This window comes from Perlucidibaca piscinae DSM 21586, from assembly GCF_000420045.1.
Lineage (GTDB): Bacteria > Pseudomonadota > Gammaproteobacteria > Pseudomonadales > Moraxellaceae > Perlucidibaca > Perlucidibaca piscinae.
The window spans coordinates 285,129-309,241 of the sequence record NZ_ATUE01000008.1; the positions used below are offsets into that span (position 1 = coordinate 285,129).

The window sequence follows — 24,113 nt, forward strand, 5'->3', positions numbered from 1 at the left end:
GACATTTGCCGCCGGCGCTGCTACCCTCCGCGCCCATGCGCCTGACCGATCTCGACCTTCGCCTTGCCAGCCTCGGTGCCCGCCCCGTGCACCGGGACGCATTGCTGCGTGCCTGGCTGCAGGGCCGACCCCTGCATGCTGCCGGCACCACCCGGCAGCAGGTCGCCGATGTCTTCCCCAAGGCCCTGCGCGAGGCGTTGCCGCAGCTGTCTGCCGAGCTTGATGACCTGGCCCGGATACGTTCCGAGCACCCGGCACCGGATGGCTCGGCGCGTCTGCTGGTCGACATTCCCGATGGCCAGATGGTCGAGACGGTGCTGCTGCCGCGTGACGGCGTGTGCGTGTCGTCCCAGGTCGGCTGCGCGGTGGCCTGCCGCTTCTGCATGACCGGCAAGAGCGGCCTGCTGCGCCAGGTCAGCAGCCTGGAGATCGTCGCCCAGGTGGTGCAGGCGCGTCGTCGCCGGCCGGTGCGCAAGGTGGTGTTCATGGGCATGGGCGAGCCGGCACACAACCTCGACAACGTGCTCGAGGCCATTGATCTGCTCGGCACCCATGGCGGCATCGGTCACAAGAATCTGGTGTTTTCCACAGTCGGTGACCCGCGCGTGTTCGAGCGGCTGCCGCTGCAGCGCGTCAAGCCGGGGCTCGCGCTGTCGCTGCACACCACCAGGGCCGAGTTGCGCGAGCACCTGCTGCCGAAGGCGCCGAGAATCGCGCCGGACGAGCTGATGGCACTGGGCGAGGCGTATGCGCGCCGCGTCGGCTATCCTGTCCAGGTGCAGTGGACGCTGCTCAAGGGCGTCAATGACGGTGATGACGAGCTGGCGGCCATCCCGGCCCTGTTTGCCGGCAAGTACGCGGTGCTCAACCTGATTCCCTTCAACAGCCTCGAGGGCGACGACTACCAACGTCCGGACGGGGAGCGTATCGTGGAGATGGTGCGCTACCTGGCCAGCCGTGGCGTGCTGGTCAAGGTGCGCAACAGCGCAGGCCAGGAAGTCGCTGGCGGCTGTGGCCAGCTGCGTGCCCGCGCCGTCGAGTTCGTCAACACGCGCGGGTTGCGCTGAGTCAACCGCCGCCGCTGGCGGACGTGAGTGTGGCGCTGGCGATTCGCCATGAATCATGCCGGCCACAGGAGAGTGAGATGGATTCCGCGGACGTGATTCTGTCGCGTCAGCGCCTGCTGTCAGGCGCGCTCACGGCGGCCGTGCAGCGTCTGTCCGATGCAGACGAAGCGAATGCTCTGCATGACCTGCGCGTGGCCCTGCGCCGGGTGCAGAGCCTGCTCGTGCTGTTGCCCGATGTCGATGGCGGCGAACTGTCCTGGGCGGTACGCGAGACCATTCGCCTGCTGGGCCCGGCGCGTGACCTGGAGTCGCTGTGTGCCGAGCTGGAGCGTCTCGGGCTGGATGCGGTTGCGGTGCCGCGCCTGCGTCTGCTGCGGCGCATGCGTCGTGACATCGCGCGCAGCCAGACCCTGCACTGGTTGCAGCAGGCCCTGGCGGCATGGCCCGGGCTGGCCGCGGCGGCACGGCAGCGTGATGCCGACTGGCCGCATCCGCATCGCATGGCGCGCCAGCAGCAGCGCCAGCTGAAGACGCTGCGTCAGGGGTTGGAGATGGCTCCCGTGGATCGTCACGCCATTCGCCTGCTGGTCAAGGCCTTGCGCTACAGCGACCGGGTCTATCCCGAGCCGGGCCTGTTCGGTCCGCGCCAGCGTGCCGCGCTGAAACAGGCGCAGGCCGATGTCGGACGCTGGCATGACACCATGCACTGGCTGGTGCTGGCGGAATCCGAGGACGATCTGCAGGTGGGCGTGCCCGGCTGGCAGGCATCAATGCGCCGTTTCGAACGCGATGCCGATCACAGTCTGGAGCAGCTTCGTCAGCGCCTGCTGCGCTGACTCAGCCCGGTCCCAGCGGCCAGCCGGCTGCCAGCCACACCCCCAGCAAGGTCCCCCAGCCCAGCAGCAATGCCAGCGAGTAGGGCAGCATCAGTGCCATCAGGGTGCCGATGCCGGCGGATGGCTGATGTCGCTGCGCGAACGCCACCACCATGGCGAAATAGGGCATCAGCGGGGTGATGATGTTGGCCACGCTGTCCCCGACGCGGTAGGCGGCGAGCGTGGCGTCGGCGGGAATGCCGACCAGCACGAACATCGGGATGAACACCGGGGCCATCAGTGCCCACTTGGCCGAGGCCGATCCGATCAGCAGATCCAGCGCGACGGTGAGCAGCACGAACAGCAGCAGCAGGGCCACCGGAGACCAGGCCAGTTCGCGCAGGCCCAGTGCCCCGTCGAGCGCGATCAGCTGGCCGATCTGGCTCCACTGGAAGTACGCCACGAACTGGGCGGCGAAGAACATCAGCACCAGATAGCTGGCCAGGCTGCGCAGGGTGTCCTCAAGTGCCGACACGGCATCGCTGCTGCGTGTCCACAGGCCGCTGACACGGGCATAGAGGATGCCGGCAACGCCGCTCCAGACCGCGACCAGCACCACGATGCCGCTGATCCAGGGGGAGCGGATCAGCGAGCCATCGTCGCCGCGCAGGCTGGCGTCGGCCGGCAGCAGGGTGAGCGCGATCACGGCAAGCACCAGCAGTGTCCACAGCCCGACGGCGCGCAGGCCGCCGCGATGCAGGGGGACCAGCGCATCGGCGGCCGAACTGCCGGCGGCAGTCTCGCCGTGCGCGGGCGAGCCGTCGACCGTGGCCTGTGTGGCAGCCGGCTGACGCTGCAGGTAGGGCAGGATCAGCGTGTGATGCACCAGCGTGACCACCCCGGTGACCAGCACGACCGACACCGCCATGAAATAGTAGTTCGCGGTGACCGCCACGTGCGCGTCGGCATCCAGTGTGCGCAGGGCTTCGCTGGCAATGCCGGCGAGCAGGGCATCCACCGGTCCGATCAGCAGATTGGCGGAAAAGCCGCCGGACACGCCGGCAAACGCGCAGGCGATGCCCGCCAGCGGTGGCAGGCCGGCACGCTGGAAGAGCAGGCCGGCGAGCGGGATCACCACCACGTAGCCGGCGTCGGCGGCAATGCTCGACATCACCCCGGCGAAGGCCACCACCGCCGGCAGGCTGCGCCGGCCGCTCAGACGCACCAGCCGCGCCAGGGCGGCGCCCAGCAGGCCGGAACGCTCGGCAAGACCGAGGCCGAGCATGGCCACCAGCACAGTACCGACCGGGGCGAACTGGGTGAAGTTGCTGACCGTCTCGCCCAGAATGCGGCGCAGGCCGTCTGCCGAGAGCAGGTTGACGGCGCTCACGGTGCGGCTGCCATCCGGCCAGACTGCCTGCCAGCCGCTGGCGGCGGCCACGGCCGAGGCTGCCAGCACCAGGCCGCAAAGCCAGACGAAGAGCCAGGTCGGTGGCGGCAGCCGGTTGCCCAGGTGTTCGATGCGGGCCAGCGCCTGCAGCAGTCTCGAGTCGCTCATGCCGGTCCTGTTCAGCGCTCCTGCATGGCCTGGATGGCGGTGAGCGCGATGGTGAACACGATATCGTCGACCAGCGCGCCACGCGAGAGGTCATTCACCGGCTTGCGCAGGCCTTGCAGCATGGGGCCGACGCTGAGGCAGCCGGAGCTGCGCTGCACCGCCTTGTAGGTGGTGTTGCCGGTATTCAGGTCGGGGAACACGAACACCGTGGCGCGACCGGCGACCGGGCTGTTCGGGGCCTTCTGGCGGCCGACCTCGGCCACCGAGGCGGCGTCGTACTGCAGAGGGCCGTCGATGGCCATCTGCGGTTGCGCGCTCTGCGCCAGTCGGGTGGCTGTGCGGACTTTCTCGACTTCTTCGCCGCTGCCGGAGTCACCGGTGGAGTAGCTGAGCATGGCGACGCGGGGCGGAATGCCGAAGGCCTCGGCCGAGGCCGCGCTTTGCAGGGCGATCTCGGCCAGCTCCTCGGCATTGGGATCCGGGTTCACGGCGCAGTCGCCATAGACCACGACCTGGTCCGGCAGCAGCATGAAGAACACCGACGACACCAGCTTGTAGCCGGGCGCGGTCTTGATCAGCTGCAGGGCGGGGCGGATGGTGTTGGCGGTGGTATGCACGGCGCCCGACACCAGGCCGTCGACTTCGTCGAGGGCGAGCATCATGGTGCCCAGCACCACGGTGTCCTCGAGCTGGGCGGCGGCCATGGGGGCATTCAGTCCCTTGCCCTTGCGCAACTCGACCATGGGCGCGACATAGCGCTCGCGGATCAGCTCGGGATCAAGGATTTCCAGGTCCGGTGGAAGGGTGATGCCCTGGGCTCGCGCGACCTCGTGCACGGCCTCGGGCCTGGCCAGCAGCACGCAGCGCGCGATGCCCTTGCTTTGCGCGATGGCGGCCGCCTGCACGGTGCGCGGCTCGCTGCCTTCGGGCAGCACGATGCGCTTGCGCGCGGCCTGGGCCTGCTTCACCAGCTGGTAGCGGAAGGCTGCCGGGGTCAGTCGTGTCTCGTGCGGTGCGCCGCATTGCGCGGTCAGCCAGTCATGGTCGAGATGGCTGGCGACAAAGTCGGTGACTTTCTCGGCACGTTCGCGATCATCCAGCGGGATTTCGTTGTTGATGCGATCCAGGTTGCCGATCGTGCTGTGCGAGCCGGTGGCGATGGTGAGCACCGGCAGCCCCCCTTGCAGGGCGTTGCGGCACAGTTCCAGGATGCGCGGATCGGGCTGGAAGTCGCTGCACAGCAGCAGGCCGGCCAGCGGCACGCCGTTCATGGCGGCCAGGCAGGCGGCGAGGATGATCTCGTCACGATCGCCGGGCACCACCACCAGCACTCCGGGCTTGAGCAGCTGCACGGTGTTGGGTACGGCGCGGGCGCAGAGTATGACCCGCTGCACGCGGCGCTGTTCGTAGTCGCCTGCGTTGAGCACCGTGGCGCCCAGCAGGTCGGCAATGTCACGGGTGCGTGCCGCATTGAGGTCGCTGTGCCACGGAATGTGGCCGATCAGGCGGAAGCGCTCGTCACGGAACAGGGGCGTGGCGCGCAGGGCGCTGGCGTAGTCGTCATCGCTGACCTTGTTGACCACGGCACCGACGATGTGCGCCTGGCGCGGTCCGCCGAACTGCTGCAGATGCAGCTCGATGCGATCGGCCAGGGCTTCCGGGGTCTCGTTGTCCGGCGCGGTCACGAGAATGGCGTCGGCATTCAGGCTGCGCGCCAGTTCGACATTGACCTGGGCGGCATAGCTGGCCTGGCGCGTCGGCACCATGCCTTCGATGATGACCACGTCGTTGCCCTCGGCGGCCTGCTGGTGCAGCGTGATGATCTCTTCCAGCAGGTCATCCATCTGGTCATCGCCGAGCAGCTGCTCGACATGGGCGAGACTGAGCGGCTGCGGTGCCCGTATGCCGTGGGTGCGCTCGATGAGACCGGTGGAGCGTTCGGGGCCGGCATCGCTGCGGTGGTGCTGGGCCACCGGCTTGCAGAAGCCGACCTTGAGGCCGGTACGCGACAGCGCGCGTACCAGGCCCAGGCTGGTGGAGGTCAGGCCGACACCGAAGCCGGTGGGCGCCAGAAGAAAGGTATGCATGACAGACTCCGGCAATCAGGGGGTGGCGGCGAGCACGGCCAGGGTGTCGAGGGCGATCTGGCGCTCCTCGTTGGTGGCGATGACCCAGATCTGTGGCGAGGGCGAGCCGTTGTCGATGCGACCCTGCTCGCCGCGAATGCAGCGCGCATTGGCGGCGGCATCCAGGCGCAGCCCGAGCAGGTGCAGCTGGGCCACGGTGCGCTCGCGCACCAGCGCCGAGTTCTCGCCGATGCCGCCGGTGAAGATCAGGCCGTCCAGACGTGGCAGCGCGCAGCTCATGGCGGCCAGCGATTTGGCCAGGCGGTAGCAGAACACCTCCACGGCGAGGGTGGCGCCGGCATGGCCGTCGGCGCGTGCCTGCTCGAGGGTGCGCATGTCGTTGGAAAGCCCGCCGGAGAGGCCGAGCAGACCGCTTTCATGGTTGAGCAGGCGGTCGATCTCGGGCAGCGACCAGCCCAGCGTGCGTGCCAGGTGGCCGTGCAGGTTGGGGTCGACGTCACCACTGCGGGTGCCCATGACCAGACCCTCCAGCGGCGTCAGCCCCATGCTGGTGTCGACGCTGCGCCCGTCGGCGATGGCACAGGTCGAGGCTCCGTTGCCGAGGTGGGCGCAGAGCCAGCCGCTGCCAGCCTCGGCCAGGCCGCTGCGCGCGATGGCCTGCTGGCTGACGTAGCGGTGGCTGGTGCCGTGGAAGCCGTAGCGGCGCACACCATGCTCCTGGTACAGGAACTCCGGCAGCGCGTAGCGGTAGGCACGGGCCGGCAGGGTCTGATGGAAGGCGGTATCGAACACGGCCACGTGCGGCAGACTCGGGAACACGGCCATCGCGGCCTCGATGCCGAGCAGGTTGGCCGGGTTGTGCAGCGGTGCCAGCGGCGAGGTGGCACGGATCGCGGCCAGCGTCTCCGGTGTCAGCCGGCAGGCACCGGAGAAGCGTTCGCCGCCATGCACCACGCGATGGCCTATGCCGGTCAGGCCACCAGCTGCGGCGGCCTCGACCAGCGGCAGCAGGGTGGCCAGGGCGCGGGCATGATCGGCGCCGGCGATTGCCTGTTCGGCGGTGCTGCCGTTGCCGGTCCAGCGCAGGCGGGCCTCGGCCGTGCCCAGGCGCTCGGCGAGGCCGGTCAGCACGGCCTCCGGCTGGTCATCGCGGATCAGCGCGAACTTGATCGACGAGCTGCCGCCGTTGATGACCAGGATCTGTCGGGTGCGCGTCATGAGACAGTCCGGCGGATCAGCAGATGTAGCGCTGGAACATACCGGAAATGCCGGCGATGCAGGTCACCACGATGAGGATGGTGCTGAGGCGTTCAAAGAATTTGTTGGTGAAGATCAGTGGCAGGATCACCAGCACGAGGATGAGCATCAGGGCGTAATTGGCACACATGGTTCCGTATTCCTTGCAAATGGCCCGCAAATCCGGGCAGTTGAGTGCTGTTCATCATAGCGCCAGCCGGCCATGACGTCAGGCGCATTGGTCCGGCCCGTCGTTTTGCTTTGTCGGATTCCCTGTCGGATACTTACCGAATGTTCGTGACGAGCGCCCGGAGAAGGCCATGCAGCGAAAGACCCCCCGTCTGACCCGACGACAGCTTCTGACCCTGATGGGGGCGGGTGCCGCAACCCTGGTGGCGGGTTGCTCGGAGGACGAGAACCCGGCACGTGAAAGCGATGATCCGACCCGCCCCGATGTCGATCCGGATGGTCCTGGCAACGGACCGGCGCCGGCTTTCCTGCATGGTGTCGCTTCAGGAGACCCGTTGCCGACGGCGGTGGTGATCTGGACGCGCGTCACCCCCGTCGAGACGGCCACGCCGGGAGCCAATGTCGTGGTCGAGCCGCTCCCCGTGCAGTGGGAGGTTGCCGACAACGCCGGCTTCGCCGGCACGCTGCGCAGTGGCAGCACCATGGCGGTTGCCGAACATGACTACACGGTGCATGTCGATGTCACCGGCCTCGATCCGGACCGCAGCTACTGGTATCGCTTCCGCAGCCGTGGCGTGACCTCGCCGGCCGGGCGCACGAAAACCGCTCCCGCCGCTTCCTCGACGCGCGCCGTGCGTTTCGGCGTGGTGTCCTGCGCGGAATGGGAGTTCGGCTTCTTCGGGGCCTATGGCCGCCTGGCCGAGCGCAACGACCTCGATGCCATCATTCACCTGGGTGACTACATCTACGAGTTCGGCACCAGCTACGGCCCGGTACCGTCACCGGGTGCCGCCTTTGACCGCGTGCACGAGCCGCCGCGCGAGACCACCACGCTGGCCGACTACCGCCAGCGCTACGGTCAGTACCGCAGCGACGCCGACCTGCAGGCCCTGCATGCGCGCTTTCCCTTCATCACCAGCTATGACGATCACGAGGTTGCCAACGACTGGTGGCGCGAGGGCGCCGAGAATCACGACGCCAGCGAGGGCGACTTCCTGCTGCGCCTGGCCAGCGCCCTGCAAGCCTGGCGCGAGTGGCAGCCGCTGCGTCTGATCCTGACCGGCTCGGTGCAGGCGTATCGCCGGCTACAGTACGGTCGCACCGTGGATCTCTGGATGCTCGATACCCGGCTCTATCGCGATCAGCAGCCCGACAACGCCATCGTCGGTTACGGCTCGGTGGATCCGGCCACCGACGATCCGTCACGCACGCTGCTCGGCGCCCCCCAGAAGCAGTGGCTGTTCGGCGGGCTGCCGCAGAGCACGGCAACCTGGAAGGTGCTGGGCAACCAGGTGCCGTTCTATCCCTTCGTGCTCGGCGTGAACCTGCCGGATGCGCTGCAGCAGATCATCGACCAGGGCGATGGCACGCTGCCGCCGCTGCCCGCGACCCTGACCGTCGAGGACTGGAACGGCTACCGTGCCGAGCAGCAGGCGTTGATCGACGTCATGGATGGTGTTGATGACGTGGTGGTGCTGACCGGCGACTACCACGAGTCATTTGCCGCCGAGGTGCCGCTGAAGCCGGGTGACTATGCGCTGTCGCAGCTGGCGCCGGTGCCGCTGCTGGATGCGCGCACGGTGGCGGTGGAGTTCATCTGTCCGGCGGTGACCTCGCCGGGCCTGACCGAGACCCTGGCTGGCCTGGGCCTGCCCGGAGATGCGCCGCTCAACATCAACACCGTGTTCGAGGCCAACCTGACTCTGGCCAACCCGTGGGTGAAATACCACGAGGGCTTCCGCAACGGCTATGGTGTCGTCGAGTTTGCCGCCACCCAGGCGCAGTACGACTTCTGGCATGTCGACGATCGCACCGATCCGGACACGGCAGCGGCAGCCGTGAAATCGTTCCGGGTGGTCAAGGGCAGCAAGCGGCTGGTGGCGGTGACTGCCCCGTTGAGCTGAGTCAGCGCGCGGCGGGCGGGAAGGCCTCGTGCAGCGCTGCCAGCTCGGCGTCCTTGGCCAGCCAGAGCTGGTTCACCCACTGGTGGAAGGCCTGCCGGTAGGCAATGTCCTCTTCGTAGCTGCGGCCCAGGAATTCGCCGGGAATATCCACCGCCCGAACGCGCATGACAATGCGCGGCACCTGGCCGCAGGCCAGATCCCAGTAGGTCGGGCGCCCGTCCGGGTAGTGCAGGGTGACATCGACGATGCCGGCCAGCTGTTCGCCCATGGCGTCGAGCACGAAGGCGATGCCGCCTGACTTGGGCTTGAGCAGGTGACGGAAGGGCGAGGCCTGGCGCTGGTGCTTCTCGGGCGTGAAGCGCGTGCCCTCGAGAAAGTTGAACACCGATACCGGGTTGGTCCGGAAACGGGCGCAGGCGGCACGGGTGGTGGCCAGGTCCTGGCCGCGCTTCTCCGGATGCTTTGCCAGGTATTCCTTGCTGTGCCGCTTCATGAACGGAAACTCCAGCGCCCACCAGCACAGGCCGATGACCGGTACCCAGATCAGCTCCTGCTTGAGAAAGAACTTCAGGAACGGAATGCGCCCGTTGAACTGGTGCTGCAGCGCGAAGATGTCGACCCAGCTCTGATGGTTGCTGGTGATCAGGTAGGAGTGCTCGCGATCAAAGCCGTCCAGGCCGCGCACATCCCAGCGTATGCCTTGCATCCACAGCGCGTTGATGCTGATCCAGCTTTCCGCACACCAATGCATCAGGGTGCGCAGTAGGCGTTGCACCGGGGTCAGCGGCAGCAGGAACTTGAGCAGGGCGAGCAGGAACAGGGGCACGCACCAGAACAGGGTGTTGGCAGCCAGCAGCACGCTGGCCAGCACGCCGCGCAGCGTGGCGAGGAGGGAGCGGGACATGGTGTTCGGGTCTCCACAAAGGCGAACAAGTGTATGCACACGTGCGCATGAATTGATTGCGCAGATAGTAGCCGGCTGATCGCCGGCTGCAAGCACTGATTGCCTAACCCGTCACGACAGCGCGCCGCCCGGCGGAAACAGGCCTGTCAGCCGGGCAGCTGCTGACGCAGGAACGCCCCGGCGTTGCAGCCGGCTTAAGGATTTGAAGGTCGCGCGCAGGCTCTGGCGCACCAGCGGTCCGGACAGATGATCAGGAAGCATCATGGACATCGTCTCCTGCAGGCGTGCTGAGCGCCTGTCGCCAGGCGGCCAGCTTGTCGGCATAGCTCAGAGCGGCATGGGCCGGACTGGTCGAGGGCAGCCTGATCAGGGTCAGAGGCTCTGCCCTGACGCCGGACAGGTCTGGCAGGACCCTGCTGCGAAAGCAGTGCTCGGCAGTCGCGCCATTGAACAGCACACGATCGATGGCAGGATGCGCACGCAGGAATCCGGCGAAATCATTCACGATCATGGAGTCAGGCGCGATATCGGCATCCAGGCTTCCCGGTCGATGGCACTGCTGCAGCACATCCCAGAGCGCAATGCCGTGCTCGCGCAGCCGGCGCAGGCGCTCGTCATAGGGCTGCTCCGGTGTGGCGCCCGTGATCTCGCCGAGAATGCGCCAGAAGGCATTGCGCGGATGCGCGTAGTACTGGCTGGCAGCCAGCGAAGCCGTCCCCGGCATGCTGCCGAGGATGAGCACCCGTGCCGACCGGTCGGCAACGGGGGCAAAGCTGCTGACCAGGCTCAGGGGGCGGTTCCTGCAGGGATCACTGCCCGCCTCAGAGGACGTCGTCGAAGAAGGCGAACACGCGGCGCCAGCTGTCCTCGGCCTCGGCCTCGCTGTACTTGGCGCGCAGCGGGCTGTAGTCGCCGAGGTCGCGGAAGAACACCGTGTCATGGTTGTTCATGTAGGAATGGCCGGCGTCCGGATAGGTCTTGACGTCATGCTTCACGCCCAGCACCTCCAGATGCTTGACCAGGCGCTCGCCATGGTGACCCATGATCCAGTCCTTGGCACCCCAGCCACCCACCACCGGACAGATGCCCTGCAGGGCCTCGGTCTTGGGCGGCACCATGCCGTAGAAAGGTGCCACCACCGAGATCGGCGCGCGCTGACCGTAGAGCAGGGCGAAGCGGCCGCCCATGCAGAAGCCCATCACGCCAACCTTTGTCACGTCCAGGCCGGGCTCGGCCAGCAGCCACTGGCGCGCGCTGTCGAGCTGCTCGAAGGCCAGGCCCTTGCCGGTTTCATGCGCCATCAGGGTCTTGGTCACGCACAGCGGCTTCATGCTGCCGTTGTCGTAGAGGTCGGGCACCACTGCCGGATAGCCGGCATCGGCGAGCCGGCGGGCGATGCGGCGGATGTCCTCGGTGAGGCCGAAGATGTCGTGAATGGCGATGATGGCGGCCTGCTTGTCATTGCGCTGGCGCGGCAGGAACAGTTCGCAGGCCATGGCGTGGCCGTTGCTCAGGGACAGCGTGAAACGGCGGTCGGCAGTGTGTGTCATGTCCAGGGTCTCACAGGCTGTTGGTCAGGAAACGGGTGGCCAGGTCCGCCGACTCGGCGGGGCGCTCAAGGTGGGGCATGTGGCCGACTCCCTTGAAGAGGAACACGCGAGCACCGGGGATCTGACGCCAGATCCGGGTCATGCTGACATGCAGCAGCTGGTCCTGGTCGCCCCACACCACCAGGGTCGGGCTCTTGATGTCCTTGAGGCGGTCATCCAGGCGCGGGCCTTGCAGCTGCTTGAAGATGTACTGGTGACGCGGCACCTTGCCCAGGGTTTCCTCGCCGACGGCATCCAGCACGAAGCCGGGCACGAAGGGCGGCTCGCTCATGGTCATCGCGTAGAAGCGGTGGAAGCCGGCGAGATCCTTGGCGAAGAACGGATTGCTGCCGGCCTCGATGGCCTTGTTCAGGGTGCTGGGCTCGGGGCTGCTGACGCCAGCGGCATTCATCAGGATGATGCGTCCGGTGTGTTCCGGGTGGTTCAGGGCATGTTCGGCAATGATCATGCCGCCCATGGAGTTGCCCACCATGTCCACGACCGGTGCCTTGAGCTTCAGGCTCAGCAGCAGCTCGTGCAGGCGTGCGGCCTGGGTGGCTGGCGAATAGTCGGCGGTGGGCTTGTAGTCGGACTGGCCGAAGCCGGGCAGGTCGACCGCGATCAGACAGCGCTCCTCGGGCAGCTGGCGTGCCATGCGGAACCAGTGTGCGGCACGCGCCGTGAAACCGTGCACCATGACCAGGCAGGGTTGATCACTGTCGAGATGGCGGGTGTGGATCTGCCAGCTGTGGTCGCCGACGCTGACGCGCCGGGTATCAAGACCGGCGAGCTTCTGTTCCAGTGCTAAGGCCTGTTCCTGTACCCAGAGACCGACACTGGCCTGAGCCGGCGCGGCGATGACAAGGCCGAGAACGGCAGCTGTCAGCCAGGGCAGAAGACGGTGTTTCATGGGGCGGCTCCGGAGTCAGGACAAGGCCTGAGACTAGCCGGCGCCACCGTCGGACTCAAGGCAAATCAGACAACAGTCAGTGTCCATGATGCGCATGCGCGTCGCTGTCCATGGCACTGGCATTGTCGCTCATCGGCATGACATGGCCGGCATGGCTATCGCCACCCATGTCATGGTTGCCATGGTCGTGACCTGCGCCATGACCGCTCATGCCGACCCAGGTCCAGAGACCGAACAGGATCACCAGCAGACCGGCCGTCTGACGTGTGCCCGGGCGTTGCAGGACATGGCGCAGCTGGCTGGCGGCAGCGCCGGTGAGCAGGAGTGTCGGCAGGGTGCCGAGGCCGAACGCGAGCATCACCAGACCGGACTCCAGCGGCGCGGCGCGGGTGATGGCGAGTGCCATGGCGCTGTACACCAAGCCGCAGGGCAGAAAGCCCCAGAGCATGCCGGCGATCACCGCCTGCGGTCGCTGTCGGATCGGCAGCAGTTTGCGCCGCAGCGGCTCCATGCGGCGCCACAGCGGTGCGCCCACCGACTCCAGCCGGGCCATGGCGGGAAACCAGCCGGCCAGATAGGCGCCGAGCAGGATCATCAGCAGACCCGCCAGACCGCGCAGGAGCTGCTTTGCCATGCCCAGGTCCTGCAGGCTGTGCAGCAGGCTGCCGGCAAGCAGGCCGAGCAGCGTGTAGGTCAGCAGGCGTCCGCTGTTGTAGAGCAGTTGCCAGCCCAGCAGACGCATGCCGCGACGTTCACTTTCCGGCAGCGCGTAGGTGAAGGCGCTGCTCAGGCCGCCGCACATGCCGATGCAGTGGGTGCCGCCAAGCAGGCCCATGAGCGCGGCGCTGAGCAGCCAGCTCCAGTCAGCAATCGTGATCATGATGGCGTGTCGTCGCGGTTCCGTGCAGGCGCCGATGCCTCTGGCGTCGGCGCCGGCTTGACCCCGCGCTCCTGATCACGGTCATCGAGGATGATGCGGTGGGCCGGGCCCTCAAGGTCCTCGTACTGCTCGCTTTTCACCGCCCAGAAGAAGAACCACACCGCTGCCACCAGGAACACCAGGCTGAGCGGGATGAGCAGGTAGATCACTTCCATGAATGTCCTCGAGTGTCAGTGCCGGCGACGCAGGCGCAAGGCGTTGATGACCACCACCAGCGAACTCAGCGACATGCCCAGGGCGGCCAGCCAGGGCGGCACATAGCCCAGCGCCGCCGGTGGCAGGATGGCCAGGTTGTAGCCCAGCGCCCAGCGCAGGTTCTGACGGATGATGACGGCGGTGCGGGTGGCCAGTTCAAAGGCCGGCACCAGCGACGGCAGACGGTCGCCAAGCAACACCACATCCGCCGTGGTCTGCGCCAGGTCGGTGCCGGAGCCCATGGCCACGCCGACATGGGCCTGGCCCAGGCCGGGGGCATCGTTGACCCCGTCACCGACCATCACCACCACGGCGCCGTCGGCCTGCAGCGCGGCGATGGCGGCCTGCTTGTCGGACGGTGTCATGCCACGTTGCCACGATGTCATGCCCAACGCGTTGGCTACCTGTTCCGGAACCCGCGACGGGTCGCCGGACATCAGCAGGGTCTTCAGGCCGCGTGCATGCAGGGCCTGCAATACCGGCAGGGCTTCGGGGCGCAGGATGTCCTGCACGATGACGCGGGCCAGCGCGCTCAGGCGGCCATCGTCGAGCTGCTCGCTGAGCCAGAGCACCAGATGCTCATCGCTGCCGGCATCGTGGTCGGTCAGGGCGAAGCCGGCGTGACCGAGGCGATAGTCGCGACCATCGATGCGGGCGCTGACGCCGCCGCCGGCGTGCAGCTGCGGTGGCGTCTCCGGGGTCAGCAAGGGCACATGCTCGCTGCGCGCCTGCTGGCGTATGGCGTCGGCGATGGGGTGGGAGGCGCCCGTCTCCAGCGCCTCCATCAGCGACAGCGCGCGCTGGCGATCAATGCCCGATGCTGTCAGCTCGGCGAGCGCGAAGCGGCCCTGGGTCAGGGTGCCGGTCTTGTCGAAGACCACGTGGGTGGCTTGCGACAGTGAGTCCAGGACATGGCCCCGGGTGAGCAGAAAGCCTTCGCGTGCCAGCGTGTGCGTGGCCGTGGTCAGCGCTGCCGGCGTCGCCACCGAGAGCGCGCAGGGACAGGTGGCGACGAGCACGGCGAGGGTGGCCCAGAAGGCCTGCGACGGGTCGACGAACTGCCAGCCGACATAGACCGCGACGGCCAGCACCAGCACGCGGCCGACGAAGAAGCGCGCCATGCGGTCGGCTTTCTGCGCGATCAGCGGCTTCTCGGACAGCGCCCGTGACAGCAGCTGCTGCAGCGTGGCCAGCACGGTGTCCTGGCCGGTGCGGGTGACCTCGGCCTGCAGCGGCTGGTCATGGTTGATGCTGCCGCCAATCAGGCGGTCACCCGGGCCTTTCTCCACCGGCAGCGGCTCGCCGGTGAGCAGGGCCTCGGACACGCGACCCAGCCCGGACACGACGCGGGCATCGCAGGGCACGGCCTCGCCAGCCTCGATCAGTATATGGTCTCCGGGCACCAGGTCATCGGCGGACAGGGTCTCCCAGTCACCGGTCGCGCTGCGCCGGTGCGCCAGCCGCGGTGTCAGCGTGAGCAGGCTGGCCGCGGTCTCGCCGGCGCGCTGGCGAGCCTTGAGCTCGAGATAGCGGCTGGTGAGCAGAAAGAAGATGAACATGCAGACCGAGTCGAAGTAGGTCTCGCCGGCCTGGGTCAGGGTGGCGTACCAGCTCGCCAGGAAGGTGCCGATCAAGGCGATCGACACCGGCACGTCCATGTTCAGGCTGCGCGTCTTCAGCGCCTGCCAGGCGGCGCGGTAGAACGGCCAGCCGGCATACAGGAACACCGGCGTGGTGACCAGTCCGGAGATCCAGCGCAGGTAGTCGCGGTATTCCTCGGAGATGCCCTGGAAGGCGCCGATGTAGAGTCCGAGGCCGTACATCATCGCCTGCATGGTGCCGAGTCCCGCGACCGCGAGGCGGATCAGCTGCGCGCGCGAGGCCTGCTTGAGCTGGGCGGCATGGGTATCGGAACGGAAGGGGCGGGCACGGTAGCCGATGTGCTCAAGGGTTGCCATGACTTGGCTGAGCGGTGTCACGGTGTCGTCCCAGACCACCCGCAGACGGTGGTTGCTGACGTTGACCGTGGCCTGGGCGATGCCGGTCTGCTGGCCGAGACGGCGCTCGATCAGCCAGGCACAGGCGGCACAGGTCAGACCTTCGAGACTGAGATCGGTGCAGGCATAGCGGCCTTCGCGGTGCACGAAATCCTTCTGCGCCGCCGGGTGGTCGAAGCGGGCAAGGATGTCGTCGGCTTCCGGCAGGGCAGCGGTGGGACTGACCTGGTCGCGTTCACGGTAGTAGTTGGACAGGCCGTGGCTGACGATGCTTTCCGCTACCGCCTGGCAGCCCGGACAGCAGAATGCCCGCGGCTCGCCGAGCACGTCGGTGATGTAGCGTGCTCCCTGCCCGGCAGACGGGTTGGGCAGACCGCAGTGGTAGCAGTAGGTCCCGACCCCGGCTGCGGCGGGGGCAGGTGCCAGGGTCTCGGCGTTCACTCGGCGCTAAGGCGGAAGCCTTCTCCATCGGGCAGCTGACGAGTGCCGGCCAGACGCCAGGTGTCCGTGCCCAGTTCGATGTTGAAACGGCCGTTGAGCGGACGCTTGAGCTGGCCACGGAACTCGCGATCGGCGATGCGATAGACCACCAGGCGCTGATCCAGTGCCTCGCGGGTGCTGTGCACGAAGTCCAGCGGCAGCTGTTCCAGATCGTCGGGCAGCTGGCCATCGAGATGCAGACTGATGTCGCCGCTTTCGGGATCAAGACGCACGGTGGCAGCCAGACCGAGGCGTGCCGCGTTCTCCTCGCGGGCGAAGCTCTTGTTCACGGCCTTGCCATCCTCGTACCAGTCATCGCGCACCACAGTGTCACGATTGACCACCGCGATGTAAACGAACTGCAGCGAGAAGAAGATGGCCAGGGCAGGAATGGCAATGACGAACCAGACCCAGAACTGGCGGTACCACGGGCGCTCATAAGCAACGTTCATGACGGACTCGCTATCCTCAACGGGGCGACAGGAAGGTGTTGTCGGTATCGGCTTCAGCGCCACCGCCGTCGATCTGCCGCACACGGATCACGATCGGCAGGCTGGGCTTGCTGATGTCAGCCGGATCCGCCACCAGGGTCAAGGGAACAGTCGCCAGCTCACCCGCTGCCAGCGCGATTTCACGCGGGCCGCCGGCGATCTCCAGCGTGAGGTCGGGGGCGCTGGCCTCGATCAGGTAGCGGCCGTCCTTCTGGGCCTTGTTCTGGATCTTCAGCGTGTAGCTGTTCTCGATCAGGCCTTCGGTGGTCTCGCGGTAGAGCTGGCCACGGTCACGCAGTGCCTCGATGGACAGCGGCACCCGCGTGATCAGGGCGAAGAGCAGGGCGCTGACCATGATCAGCAGCGCGGCGGTGTAGCCGATCAGGCGCGGACGCAGGAAGTGGTACTTGCCGTCACCTTTCTTTTCCAGCAGATTTTCCGTGGTGTACCTCACCAGCCCGCGCTCATAGCCCATCTGGTCCATGACGCTGTCGCAGGCATCGATGCAGGCGGCGCACTGGATGCACTCGAACTGCAGGCCGTCACGGATGTCGATGCCGGTCGGGCAGACCTGAACGCACATGCCGCAGTCGATGCAGTCGCCGAGACCGTTTTCGGCACCGGTGGTGCCGCGCTTGCGCGAGCCGCGCGACTCGCCGCGATGGTGGTCGTAGGAGATGATCAGCGTGTCACTATCGAACATGACGCTCTGGAAGCGGCCGTAGGGGCAGACGTGCAGGCAGATCTGCTCACGCATCCAGCCGGCATTGAGATAGGTCGCCAGCGTGAAGAAGAGCATCCAGAAGCCCATCCAGAAATCCAGCGTGCCGGTGATGATCTGGTGCCAGATGTCACGTACCGGCGTGAAATAGCCGATGAAGGCCAGGCCGGTGGCCAGGGCTACGATGACCCAGCCGGTGTGCTTGACGGTGCGGCGCAGGAACTTGCCGACGCTCATCGGCGCCTTGTCCAGTCGCATGCGCGCGTTGCGGTTGCCCTCGGCCTTCTCCTCGATCCACATGAAGACCTTGGTCCACACGGTCTGCGGACAGGTGTAGCCGCACCAGACGCGACCGGCGAACACGGTCACGGCGAACAGGGTGAAAGCAGCGATGATGAAGAGCCAGGACAGGAAGAAGAAGTCCTGGGGCAGGAAGGTCCACCAGAAGATGTAGAAATGACGCTCGGGCAGGTTGAAGAGCACGGCCTGACGGCCATCCCAGTTCAGCCAGGGCAGCAGGAAGAACGCGGCCATGGTGATGGTCAGCGAGGCGTTGCGCAGGTTCTGGAAGAAGCCGGAGATGGAGCGGGCGTGAATCTTCTCGCGTTTGGCGTAGAGATCCATCATCTGCGGTTCATGGACCTTTACCGGGTCCGGTGACACATCGAGGCTGGGGATCTTCTCGCTCATAACACGTTCCAGAGGGAATCACGGAGCCAATATTCTACTCCCTTTTGAAACGAAACGGCCCGCGACAAGATGTCGCGGGCCGTGTCATGCAGCGGATTTCCTGGCGCGTGTCAGCGATGCGACAGGGAATACACGTAGGCTGCCATCAGATGCACGCGCTCCGGGCCCAGCGTGACGCCGAAGGCCGGCATGCGGCCGTTGCGGCCCTTGAGCAGGGTCTCGGTAACTTTCTTCTCGGTGCCGCCATAGAGCCACACGGTGTCGGTCAGGTTGGGCGCGCCGATGGCCTGGTTGCCCTTGCCTTCCGGACCATGGCAGGCGGAGCAGGGCGCGAACTTGCCCTGGCCAGCCTTGGCCAGGTCTTCATCGACCTGGCGACCGGACAGCGACAGCACGTAAGCCACCACTTCCTTCACGCCCTGTTCACCCAAGGTGTCCTTCCAGGCCGGCATCTGGCCACCACGCCCGTGGGTCAGCGTTTCCACCAGCTTTTCCGGCTCGCCGCCATACAGCCAGTCGCCGTCGGTCAGGTTCGGGAAGCCCGAGGCGCCGCGCGCGTCGCTGCCGTGGCAGAGGGCGCAGTTGTTGGCGAAGATGCGACCGGCCACCTTCATGGCGCGTTCGTTCTTGGCCAGCTCGGGAATCGGCGTGGCAGCAAACGAGGCGTACAGCGGGCCGAATTCCTTGTCGTATTCGGCTTCGTGCGCGGCCAGTTCGCCATGCGAGGTCCAGCCCAGCAGGCCGGGGAACTTGCCCAGGCCCGGGTAGAGGGCGAGGTAGCCCAGGGCGAACACGATCGAGCCCCAGAAGCAGTACAGCCACCAGCGCGGAAGCGGGTTGTTGTACTCCTTGATGCCGTCGTATTCGTGACCGGTGGTGCCATCATCGGCGAGGTCCGACAGGTCCATCTTGCGCGTCCACAGCAGCAGCAGGGACACGGCAACGATGTTGGCCAGGGCCAGAACGATGATGTAACCGCTCCAGAAATTACTCATTTTTGTGTATCTCCACTCGTCTTGTCAGCGCGCGGCTTGTACAGGGGATCGCTGTCCAGCGGCAGGCGGCCGTCGGCTTCGAAGCGCTGCTTGTTGGAGGGCTTGTAGGCCCACCAGCAGATCGACAGAAAGGCCACCATCGCGAAGATGGTGGCAATGCCATGCAGGGTGCCGCTGTCCATGATCAACGTACTCCACGATCCTTGAAGGCATGACCCAGTTGCTGCAGGTAGGTGATGAGGGCATCCATCTCGGTCTTGCCCTTCACCTGCTCGGCGGCATTGGCGATCTGCGCATCGGTGTACGGCACGCCGAAGTCACGGAAGGTTTCCATCTTCTTGGCGGTCAGCTTGCCGTCGAGGACGTTGTCTTGCAGCCACGGGTAGGACGGCATGATCGATTCCGGCACCACGTCGCGCGGATTGATCAGGTGCGCGCGGTGCCAGTCATCCGAGTAGCGGCCGCCGACACGGGCCAGGTCCGGACCGGTGCGCTTGGAGCCCCAGAGGAAGGGATGATCCCAGACCGATTCGCCGGCAACCGAGTAGTGGCCGTAGCGGGCGGTCTCGGCGCGCAGCGGACGCACCATCTGGGTGTGGCAGACGTGGCAGCCTTCGCGGATGTAGACATCGCGGCCTTCCAGGGCCAGCGGGCTGAGCGGCACAAGCGACTTCACCGGCTCGGTGGTTTCCTTCTGGAAGAACTGCGGCACGATTTCCACGAGGGTGGCGAAGCTGATCGCCACCACCGTGAACAGGGCCAGCAGGCCGACGTTCTTTTCTACCAGTTCATGCTTGGACGAAGCCATGATTCACATTCTCCTTCAGGCGGCCGGCAGGTCTTTCGGCGTGTCGCCGCGGACCGTCTTGAACACGTTGTAGGCCATGATCAGCATGCCGGCGAGGAACAGGGCGCCGCCGATCATGCGACCGACATACATCGGGTGGCTGGCCACCACGCCTTCGACGAAGCTGTAGGTCAGCGTGCCGTCACTGTTCAGCGCACGCCACATCAGGCCCTGGGTGATGCCGGAGATCCACATCGACACGATGTAAAACACGGTGCCGATGGTGGCGAGCCAGAAGTGCACGTTGATCAGCGAGGTCGAGTACATGCACTGGCGATCGAAGATGCGCGGAATCAGCACGTACAGCGAACCGATGGAGATCATCGCGACCCAGCCCAGTGCGCCGGAGTGCACGTGGCCAATGGTCCAGTCGGTGTTGTGCGACAGCGAGTTCACGGTCTTGATCGACATCATCGGGCCTTCGAAGGTGGCCATGGCGTAGAACGACAGGGCGACGATCAGGAAGCGGATGATGGGGTCGGAGCGCAGCTTGTCCCAGGCGCCGGACAGTGTCAGCACGCCGTTGAGCATGCCGCCCCAGGACGGTGCGATCAGGATCAGCGAGAACGCCATGCCCAGCGACTGGGTCCAGTCCGGCAGGGCGGAGTAGTGCAGGTGGTGCGCACCGGCCCACATGTAGACCGAAATCAGCGCCCAGAAGTGCACGATGGACAGACGGTAGGAGTACACCGGACGTCCGGCCTGCACCGGCACGAAGTAGTACATCATGCCGAGGAAGCCCGCGGTCAGGAAGAAGCCCACGGCATTGTGGCCGTACCACCACTGGATCATCGCGTCAGTGGCGCCCGAATACATCGAGTACGACTTCAGGAAGTCGACCGGCACGGCCATCGAGTTGACGATGTGCAGCAGGGCGATGGTGATGATGAAGCCGCCGTAGAACCAGTTCGCCACGTAGATGTGCGAGGTCGTGCGCTTGGTGATGGTGCCGAAGAACACGATCATGTAGCTGACCCAGACGATGGCGATCAGGATGTCGATCGGCCATTCCAGCTCGGCGTACTCCTTGGTGGAGGTGTAGCCCAGCGGCAGGGTCACGATGGCGGACACGATCACGGCCTGCCAGCCCCAGAACGTGAAGGTCGCCAGCTTGGGCATGAACAGCCCGGTCTGGCAGGTGCGCTGCACCACGTAGTAGGACGTCGCGAACAGGGCGGAGCCGCCGAAAGCGAAGATCACCGCATTGGTGTGCAGCGGACGCAGACGGCCGAAGGACAGCCACGGCGTATCAAAGTTGAGGGCCGGCCAGGCCAGCTGGGCGGCGATGTAGACCCCCAGTGCCATGCCAACGATCCCCCAGACGACGGTCATGATGGCAAATTGCCTGACCACCTGCATGTTGTACGCCGGCGTGGCGACTGACTGTGCATGGGACATACTTGCTTCCTGTTAACCAGTTTTGTGCGTCAAGAGCGTTCGCGACAACACACGCAGGCACAAGCATGGCGTGCTGGCAAAAGCCCCGCAATGCGGCTGTCGTTGGACACGACGACCGCGATTTTCGCTGCGAATCCGCCAGAGACGACGGATGCAGGAAAAGCGGCGCTATTTTAGAGCGCCAAACCAGCAAAGCGCACTGAAAAAGTGGGGGCATTCCGTTTTTTTTTGCGCCGCATCAGGTCCTTGCCGGGCAGAAATTCAGACCGGTATCCACAAGATGGCATGAAACATGCTTATGCGCCGGCATCGAAACGGTGCGGCAGCTCAACCGCTGCCCCCGGACTGTGCAAGCCCTGACCGGTGGCTGCACGGTCCATGCTGACGCGGTGGTATGATCTCGCCCATTGGTTCGCCAGGCGGACCGATCAATCGGGTTTCATTTGAGAAAACAAGAGGTTGCTCATGAAGATGATCACTGCCGTAATCAAGCCGTTCAAGCTCGATGACGTGCGCGAGGCGTTGTCGGCCATTGGCGTTACCGGTCTGACCGTGACCGAGGTGAAGGGTTTCGGTCGCCAGAAGGGGCATACCGAGCTCTATCGTGGTGCGGAGTACGTCGTCGACTTCGTGCCCAAGGTCCGTCTGGATCTGGCGATTGCGGATGATCAGCTGGATCAGGTCATCGAGGTCATTACCCAGTCGGCCAGTACCGGCAAGATTGGCGACGGCAAGATTTTTGTCACGGATCTGCTCCACGTGGTGCGGATCCGGACGGGGGAGACCAACAACGACGCGCTCTGACGTCGTGGCGGTCAGTCAACTGCAGGAGTGGTGAACATGGTGAGTCGTTGGATGGGTGCGGCACTGCCGCTGATGCTGGTGCCGGCACTGGGGCACGCGGAAGAAGTCACGCTGAATGGCGGCAACACGGCATGGATCCTGACGGCGACCGCGCTGGTGCTGTTCATGACCCTGCCCGGACTGGCCCTGTTCTACGGTGGTCTGGTGCGCAGCAAGAACGTGCTGTCGGTGCTGATGGCCTGCTTCGCCATCGCTGGCGGCGTCAGCATTCTCTGGTTGCTCGGCCTGTATTCGCTGACCTTCAGTGATGGCGGGGCGGCCCAGGACTGGATCGGCGGCCTGTCCAAGGTCTTCTTTGCCGGCATCGGCAAGGACAGCATGCAGGGCGACATTCCGGAAATCCTGTTCGCGGCCTTCCAGATGACCTTCGCCATCATCACCCCGGCGCTGATCATCGGCGCCTTCGCCGAGCGCGTGAAGTTCTCGGCCACGCTGATCTTCTCGCTGCTGTGGACAGCCGTGGTCTACGTGCCGGTGGCGCACTGGGTCTGGGGCGGCGGCTTCCTGGCGCAGCAGGGTGTCATCGACTTTGCCGGCGGCATCACCGTGCACATCACGGCGGGCGTCGCGGCACTGGTCGCTGCCATCGTCATCGGCCCGCGTCGCGGTTTTCCGAAGCAGGCCATGCCGCCGCACAACCTGACCATGACCGTCATTGGTGCAGGCATGCTCTGGGTTGGCTGGTTCGGCTTCAATGCCGGTTCCGCGCTGGCGGCCAACGGCTCGGCCGGCATGGCGTTGCTGGTGACGCACATCTCGGCCTCGGCAGGCGCGCTGGTCTGGATGCTCTGCGAGTGGAAGCGCTTCGGCAAGCCGTCGGTGCTGGGCATTGTCACCGGCATGGTCGCCGGCCTCGGCACCATCACCCCGGCATCCGGCAACGTCGGTCCCATGGGGGCGCTACTGATCGGTGTGCTGGCGGGCTATGTCTGCTTCAACATGACGCAGATCGTGAAAAAACGCTGGCAGATCGACGATTCTCTCGACGTTTTCCCGGTCCATGGCGTCGGCGGCATCCTCGGCTCGCTGCTGGTCGGCGTGCTCGCCAGCCCGGATCTCGGCATCTTCTCCGGCCAGGGGTTTGCTGGCAGCAATGCCAGCATTGCCGAGCAGTTCAGCGCGCAGGCGCTGGGCGTTGGTGTCGGCATCGTCTACACCGCGATCGCCACCTGGCTGCTGCTCAAGCTCACCGGCGTGATCACCGGCGGTCTGCGTGTCTCGGCCGAGCAGGAAACCGAAGGTCTTGATCTGGTGCTGCACGATGAGCGTGGCTACGACATCCACTGAACGGTGAAATGATCCGTTCTGGTGCGCAATGAGATCGAAATGATCTTGAATGGTGCATTGATGACCGAAACGCCCCCTTGCGGGGCGTTTCTCATTTGTGGCGCGCGCAGTTGTCAGGCCGGTTGTCTGCGTGTACGTTAGACCGCCCGGTCATTGCTGATTCCCGGCATTTTCATGACCCGGCTAACTTTGGAGAAGTAGAAAAATGGCAGCTTTCCTGTCCCAAGAGTGGTTTGCAAAGGTTGATCAACTGACGGCAGCTGCCGGTGACCTCAACGTGCCGGCATCGCTGGCCAATCTGGTGCTCAACGTGACCGCCACCGGCGCGCCGGAAGGCAACGTCGACATGGCACTCAATGGCGGCAAGTTCGAGCGTGGTCACAACGCCTCGGCTGGCACCAAGCTGATTCTGCCGGCTGACCTGCTGCGCAAGATCTTCCTGGAGGGCGATGCCGCCGCCGGCATGCAGGGCTTCATGAGCGGCCAGATCAAGGTCGAAGGCGACATGAGCAAGCTCATGGCCATGCAGTCGGCCCGTCCGAGCGAACAGCAGAAGGCCCTGTTCAAGCAGATCCTCGCGCTCACCGCCTGAGATATCCTGCCTGGGTGGCAGCGTTGCCTGCCTCATGAAAAAGCCCCGGTTCGTCCGGGGCTTTTTCATGTCCGGTGTCTCGTCCTGAATAAGGTTGACACTTTCCATGCTGTTTTCAGGAGAGTGCGATGAATGCTGAGGTGAAGCGGACGCAGGGGGATTACTCGCTGGCTTTTAAACTCGCCGTTGTCGAGCAGGTTGAAAAAGGCGAACTGAGTTACAAGCAGGCGCAGGTGCGCTACGGTATCCAGGGGCGGTCGACGGTTCTGGTCTGGTTGCGCAAGCATGGGCGACAGGACTGGCAGGGTGGATTGACCGCCAGACCCTATCGGATGCCCGCCATGTTAGACCCTTTGC

At 65.7% G+C, this 24,113-nt stretch carries 25 protein-coding genes; 7 read left to right on the forward strand and 18 right to left on the reverse strand.

The features are described from left to right. Positions 1-35: 35 nt before the first annotated feature. Complete coding sequence (locus F595_RS0110550; protein ID WP_022956843.1) at positions 36-1,067, forward strand: RNA methyltransferase; 1,032 nt, start codon at positions 36-38, stop codon at positions 1,065-1,067. 77 nt (positions 1,068-1,144) lie between these two features. Beyond that, complete coding sequence (locus F595_RS14275; RefSeq protein ID WP_022956844.1) at positions 1,145-1,903, forward strand: CHAD domain-containing protein; 759 nt, start codon at positions 1,145-1,147, stop codon at positions 1,901-1,903. A 1-nt stretch (position 1,904) separates the two neighbouring features. Here the strand turns inward: F595_RS14275 and F595_RS0110560 are convergent, their stop codons facing one another. Genes F595_RS0110560 through F595_RS14685 form a run of 4 tightly spaced genes read right to left on the reverse strand, consistent with a single transcriptional unit; the run spans position 1,905 to position 6,914 of the window. Then, on the reverse strand, positions 1,905-3,440 hold the full coding sequence (locus F595_RS0110560; RefSeq protein ID WP_022956845.1) for an AbgT family transporter: 1,536 nt from the start codon (positions 3,438-3,440) through the stop codon (positions 1,905-1,907). A gap of 11 nt (positions 3,441-3,451) precedes the next feature. Then, complete coding sequence (gene pta, locus F595_RS0110565) at positions 3,452-5,527, reverse strand: phosphate acetyltransferase (protein WP_022956846.1); 2,076 nt, start codon at positions 5,525-5,527, stop codon at positions 3,452-3,454. 15 nt (positions 5,528-5,542) lie between these two features. Then, positions 5,543-6,745, reverse strand: coding sequence for an acetate/propionate family kinase (locus tag F595_RS0110570; RefSeq protein ID WP_022956847.1), 1,203 nt, complete (start codon positions 6,743-6,745; stop codon positions 5,543-5,545). Between the two features lie 16 nt (positions 6,746-6,761). Continuing rightward, positions 6,762-6,914 carry a hypothetical protein gene (locus F595_RS14685; RefSeq protein ID WP_022956848.1) on the reverse strand — a complete coding sequence of 51 codons (153 nt, stop codon included), beginning with the start codon at positions 6,912-6,914 and terminating at the stop codon, positions 6,762-6,764. Positions 6,915-7,083: 169 nt separating this feature from the next. Between F595_RS14685 and F595_RS0110580 the strand changes: the two genes are divergently transcribed. Next, complete coding sequence (locus tag F595_RS0110580) at positions 7,084-8,856, forward strand: alkaline phosphatase D family protein (RefSeq protein WP_022956849.1); 1,773 nt, start codon at positions 7,084-7,086, stop codon at positions 8,854-8,856. Between the two features lies 1 nt (position 8,857). On the opposite strand, the gene F595_RS0110585 is transcribed toward F595_RS0110580, so the two are convergent. The 14 genes from F595_RS0110585 to ccoN all read right to left on the reverse strand — a co-directional run bounded on the left by F595_RS0110585 (position 8,858) and on the right by ccoN (position 21,013). Then, complete coding sequence (locus tag F595_RS0110585) at positions 8,858-9,760, reverse strand: acyltransferase (protein WP_022956850.1); 903 nt, start codon at positions 9,758-9,760, stop codon at positions 8,858-8,860. 111 nt (positions 9,761-9,871) lie between these two features. Then, positions 9,872-10,024, reverse strand: coding sequence for a hypothetical protein (locus tag F595_RS14690; protein WP_156873865.1), 153 nt, complete (start codon positions 10,022-10,024; stop codon positions 9,872-9,874). After that, positions 10,011-10,700 carry a DNA-deoxyinosine glycosylase gene (locus tag F595_RS0110590; RefSeq protein WP_022956851.1) on the reverse strand — a complete coding sequence of 230 codons (690 nt, stop codon included), beginning with the start codon at positions 10,698-10,700 and terminating at the stop codon, positions 10,011-10,013. Before F595_RS0110590 ends, F595_RS14690 begins: the two co-directional genes overlap by 14 nt. After that, positions 10,582-11,310, reverse strand: a complete 729-nt coding sequence (locus F595_RS13810) for a dienelactone hydrolase family protein (protein WP_022956852.1) — start codon at positions 11,308-11,310, stop codon at positions 10,582-10,584. The genes F595_RS0110590 and F595_RS13810 overlap by 119 nt, the downstream gene beginning before the upstream one ends. A 10-nt stretch (positions 11,311-11,320) precedes the next feature. After that, positions 11,321-12,259, reverse strand: coding sequence for an alpha/beta fold hydrolase (locus tag F595_RS0110600; RefSeq protein ID WP_022956853.1), 939 nt, complete (start codon positions 12,257-12,259; stop codon positions 11,321-11,323). Between the two features lie 76 nt (positions 12,260-12,335). Continuing rightward, complete coding sequence (locus F595_RS0110605; RefSeq protein WP_022956854.1) at positions 12,336-13,139, reverse strand: sulfite exporter TauE/SafE family protein; 804 nt, start codon at positions 13,137-13,139, stop codon at positions 12,336-12,338. Then, positions 13,136-13,354: a cbb3-type cytochrome oxidase assembly protein CcoS gene (gene ccoS / locus F595_RS0110610; RefSeq protein WP_022956855.1), complete on the reverse strand. Its 219-nt coding sequence runs from the start codon at positions 13,352-13,354 to the stop codon at positions 13,136-13,138. The genes F595_RS0110605 and ccoS overlap by 4 nt, the downstream gene beginning before the upstream one ends. A gap of 15 nt (positions 13,355-13,369) precedes the next feature. Continuing rightward, positions 13,370-15,832, reverse strand: a complete 2,463-nt coding sequence (locus F595_RS0110615) for a heavy metal translocating P-type ATPase (RefSeq protein ID WP_022956856.1) — start codon at positions 15,830-15,832, stop codon at positions 13,370-13,372. Beyond that, positions 15,829-16,323 carry a FixH family protein gene (locus F595_RS0110620; RefSeq protein WP_022956857.1) on the reverse strand — a complete coding sequence of 165 codons (495 nt, stop codon included), beginning with the start codon at positions 16,321-16,323 and terminating at the stop codon, positions 15,829-15,831. The genes F595_RS0110615 and F595_RS0110620 overlap by 4 nt, the downstream gene beginning before the upstream one ends. A gap of 16 nt (positions 16,324-16,339) precedes the next feature. Further along, positions 16,340-17,773: a cytochrome c oxidase accessory protein CcoG gene (gene ccoG, locus F595_RS0110625; protein ID WP_022956858.1), complete on the reverse strand. Its 1,434-nt coding sequence runs from the start codon at positions 17,771-17,773 to the stop codon at positions 16,340-16,342. 110 nt (positions 17,774-17,883) lie between these two features. After that, positions 17,884-18,768 (reverse strand): cytochrome-c oxidase, cbb3-type subunit III, encoded by an 885-nt coding sequence (gene ccoP, locus F595_RS0110630; RefSeq protein ID WP_022956859.1) that lies wholly within the window; start codon positions 18,766-18,768, stop codon positions 17,884-17,886. After that, on the reverse strand, positions 18,765-18,950 hold the full coding sequence (locus F595_RS0110635) for a CcoQ/FixQ family Cbb3-type cytochrome c oxidase assembly chaperone (protein ID WP_026913511.1): 186 nt from the start codon (positions 18,948-18,950) through the stop codon (positions 18,765-18,767). Before F595_RS0110635 ends, ccoP begins: the two co-directional genes overlap by 4 nt. 2 nt (positions 18,951-18,952) lie before the next feature. Then, positions 18,953-19,576: a cytochrome-c oxidase, cbb3-type subunit II gene (gene ccoO, locus F595_RS0110640; RefSeq protein ID WP_022956861.1), complete on the reverse strand. Its 624-nt coding sequence runs from the start codon at positions 19,574-19,576 to the stop codon at positions 18,953-18,955. A gap of 15 nt (positions 19,577-19,591) precedes the next feature. Beyond that, positions 19,592-21,013: a cytochrome-c oxidase, cbb3-type subunit I gene (gene ccoN, locus F595_RS0110645; protein WP_022956862.1), complete on the reverse strand. Its 1,422-nt coding sequence runs from the start codon at positions 21,011-21,013 to the stop codon at positions 19,592-19,594. A 465-nt stretch (positions 21,014-21,478) separates the two neighbouring features. Here ccoN and glnK point away from each other — a divergent pair, with 465 nt between their 5' ends. The 4 genes from glnK to F595_RS0110665 form a co-directional block, all read left to right on the forward strand. Beyond that, positions 21,479-21,817, forward strand: a complete 339-nt coding sequence (glnK, locus tag F595_RS0110650) for a P-II family nitrogen regulator (RefSeq protein WP_022956863.1) — start codon at positions 21,479-21,481, stop codon at positions 21,815-21,817. A 36-nt stretch (positions 21,818-21,853) separates the two neighbouring features. Beyond that, positions 21,854-23,164 (forward strand): ammonium transporter, encoded by a 1,311-nt coding sequence (locus tag F595_RS0110655; RefSeq protein WP_026913512.1) that lies wholly within the window; start codon positions 21,854-21,856, stop codon positions 23,162-23,164. A 205-nt stretch (positions 23,165-23,369) separates the two neighbouring features. Continuing rightward, positions 23,370-23,756, forward strand: a complete 387-nt coding sequence (locus F595_RS0110660) for an SCP2 sterol-binding domain-containing protein (protein ID WP_022956865.1) — start codon at positions 23,370-23,372, stop codon at positions 23,754-23,756. 128 nt (positions 23,757-23,884) lie between these two features. Beyond that, positions 23,885-24,113: helix-turn-helix domain-containing protein (locus F595_RS0110665; RefSeq protein WP_022956866.1), on the forward strand; the 229-nt coding region annotated here is incomplete at its 3' end.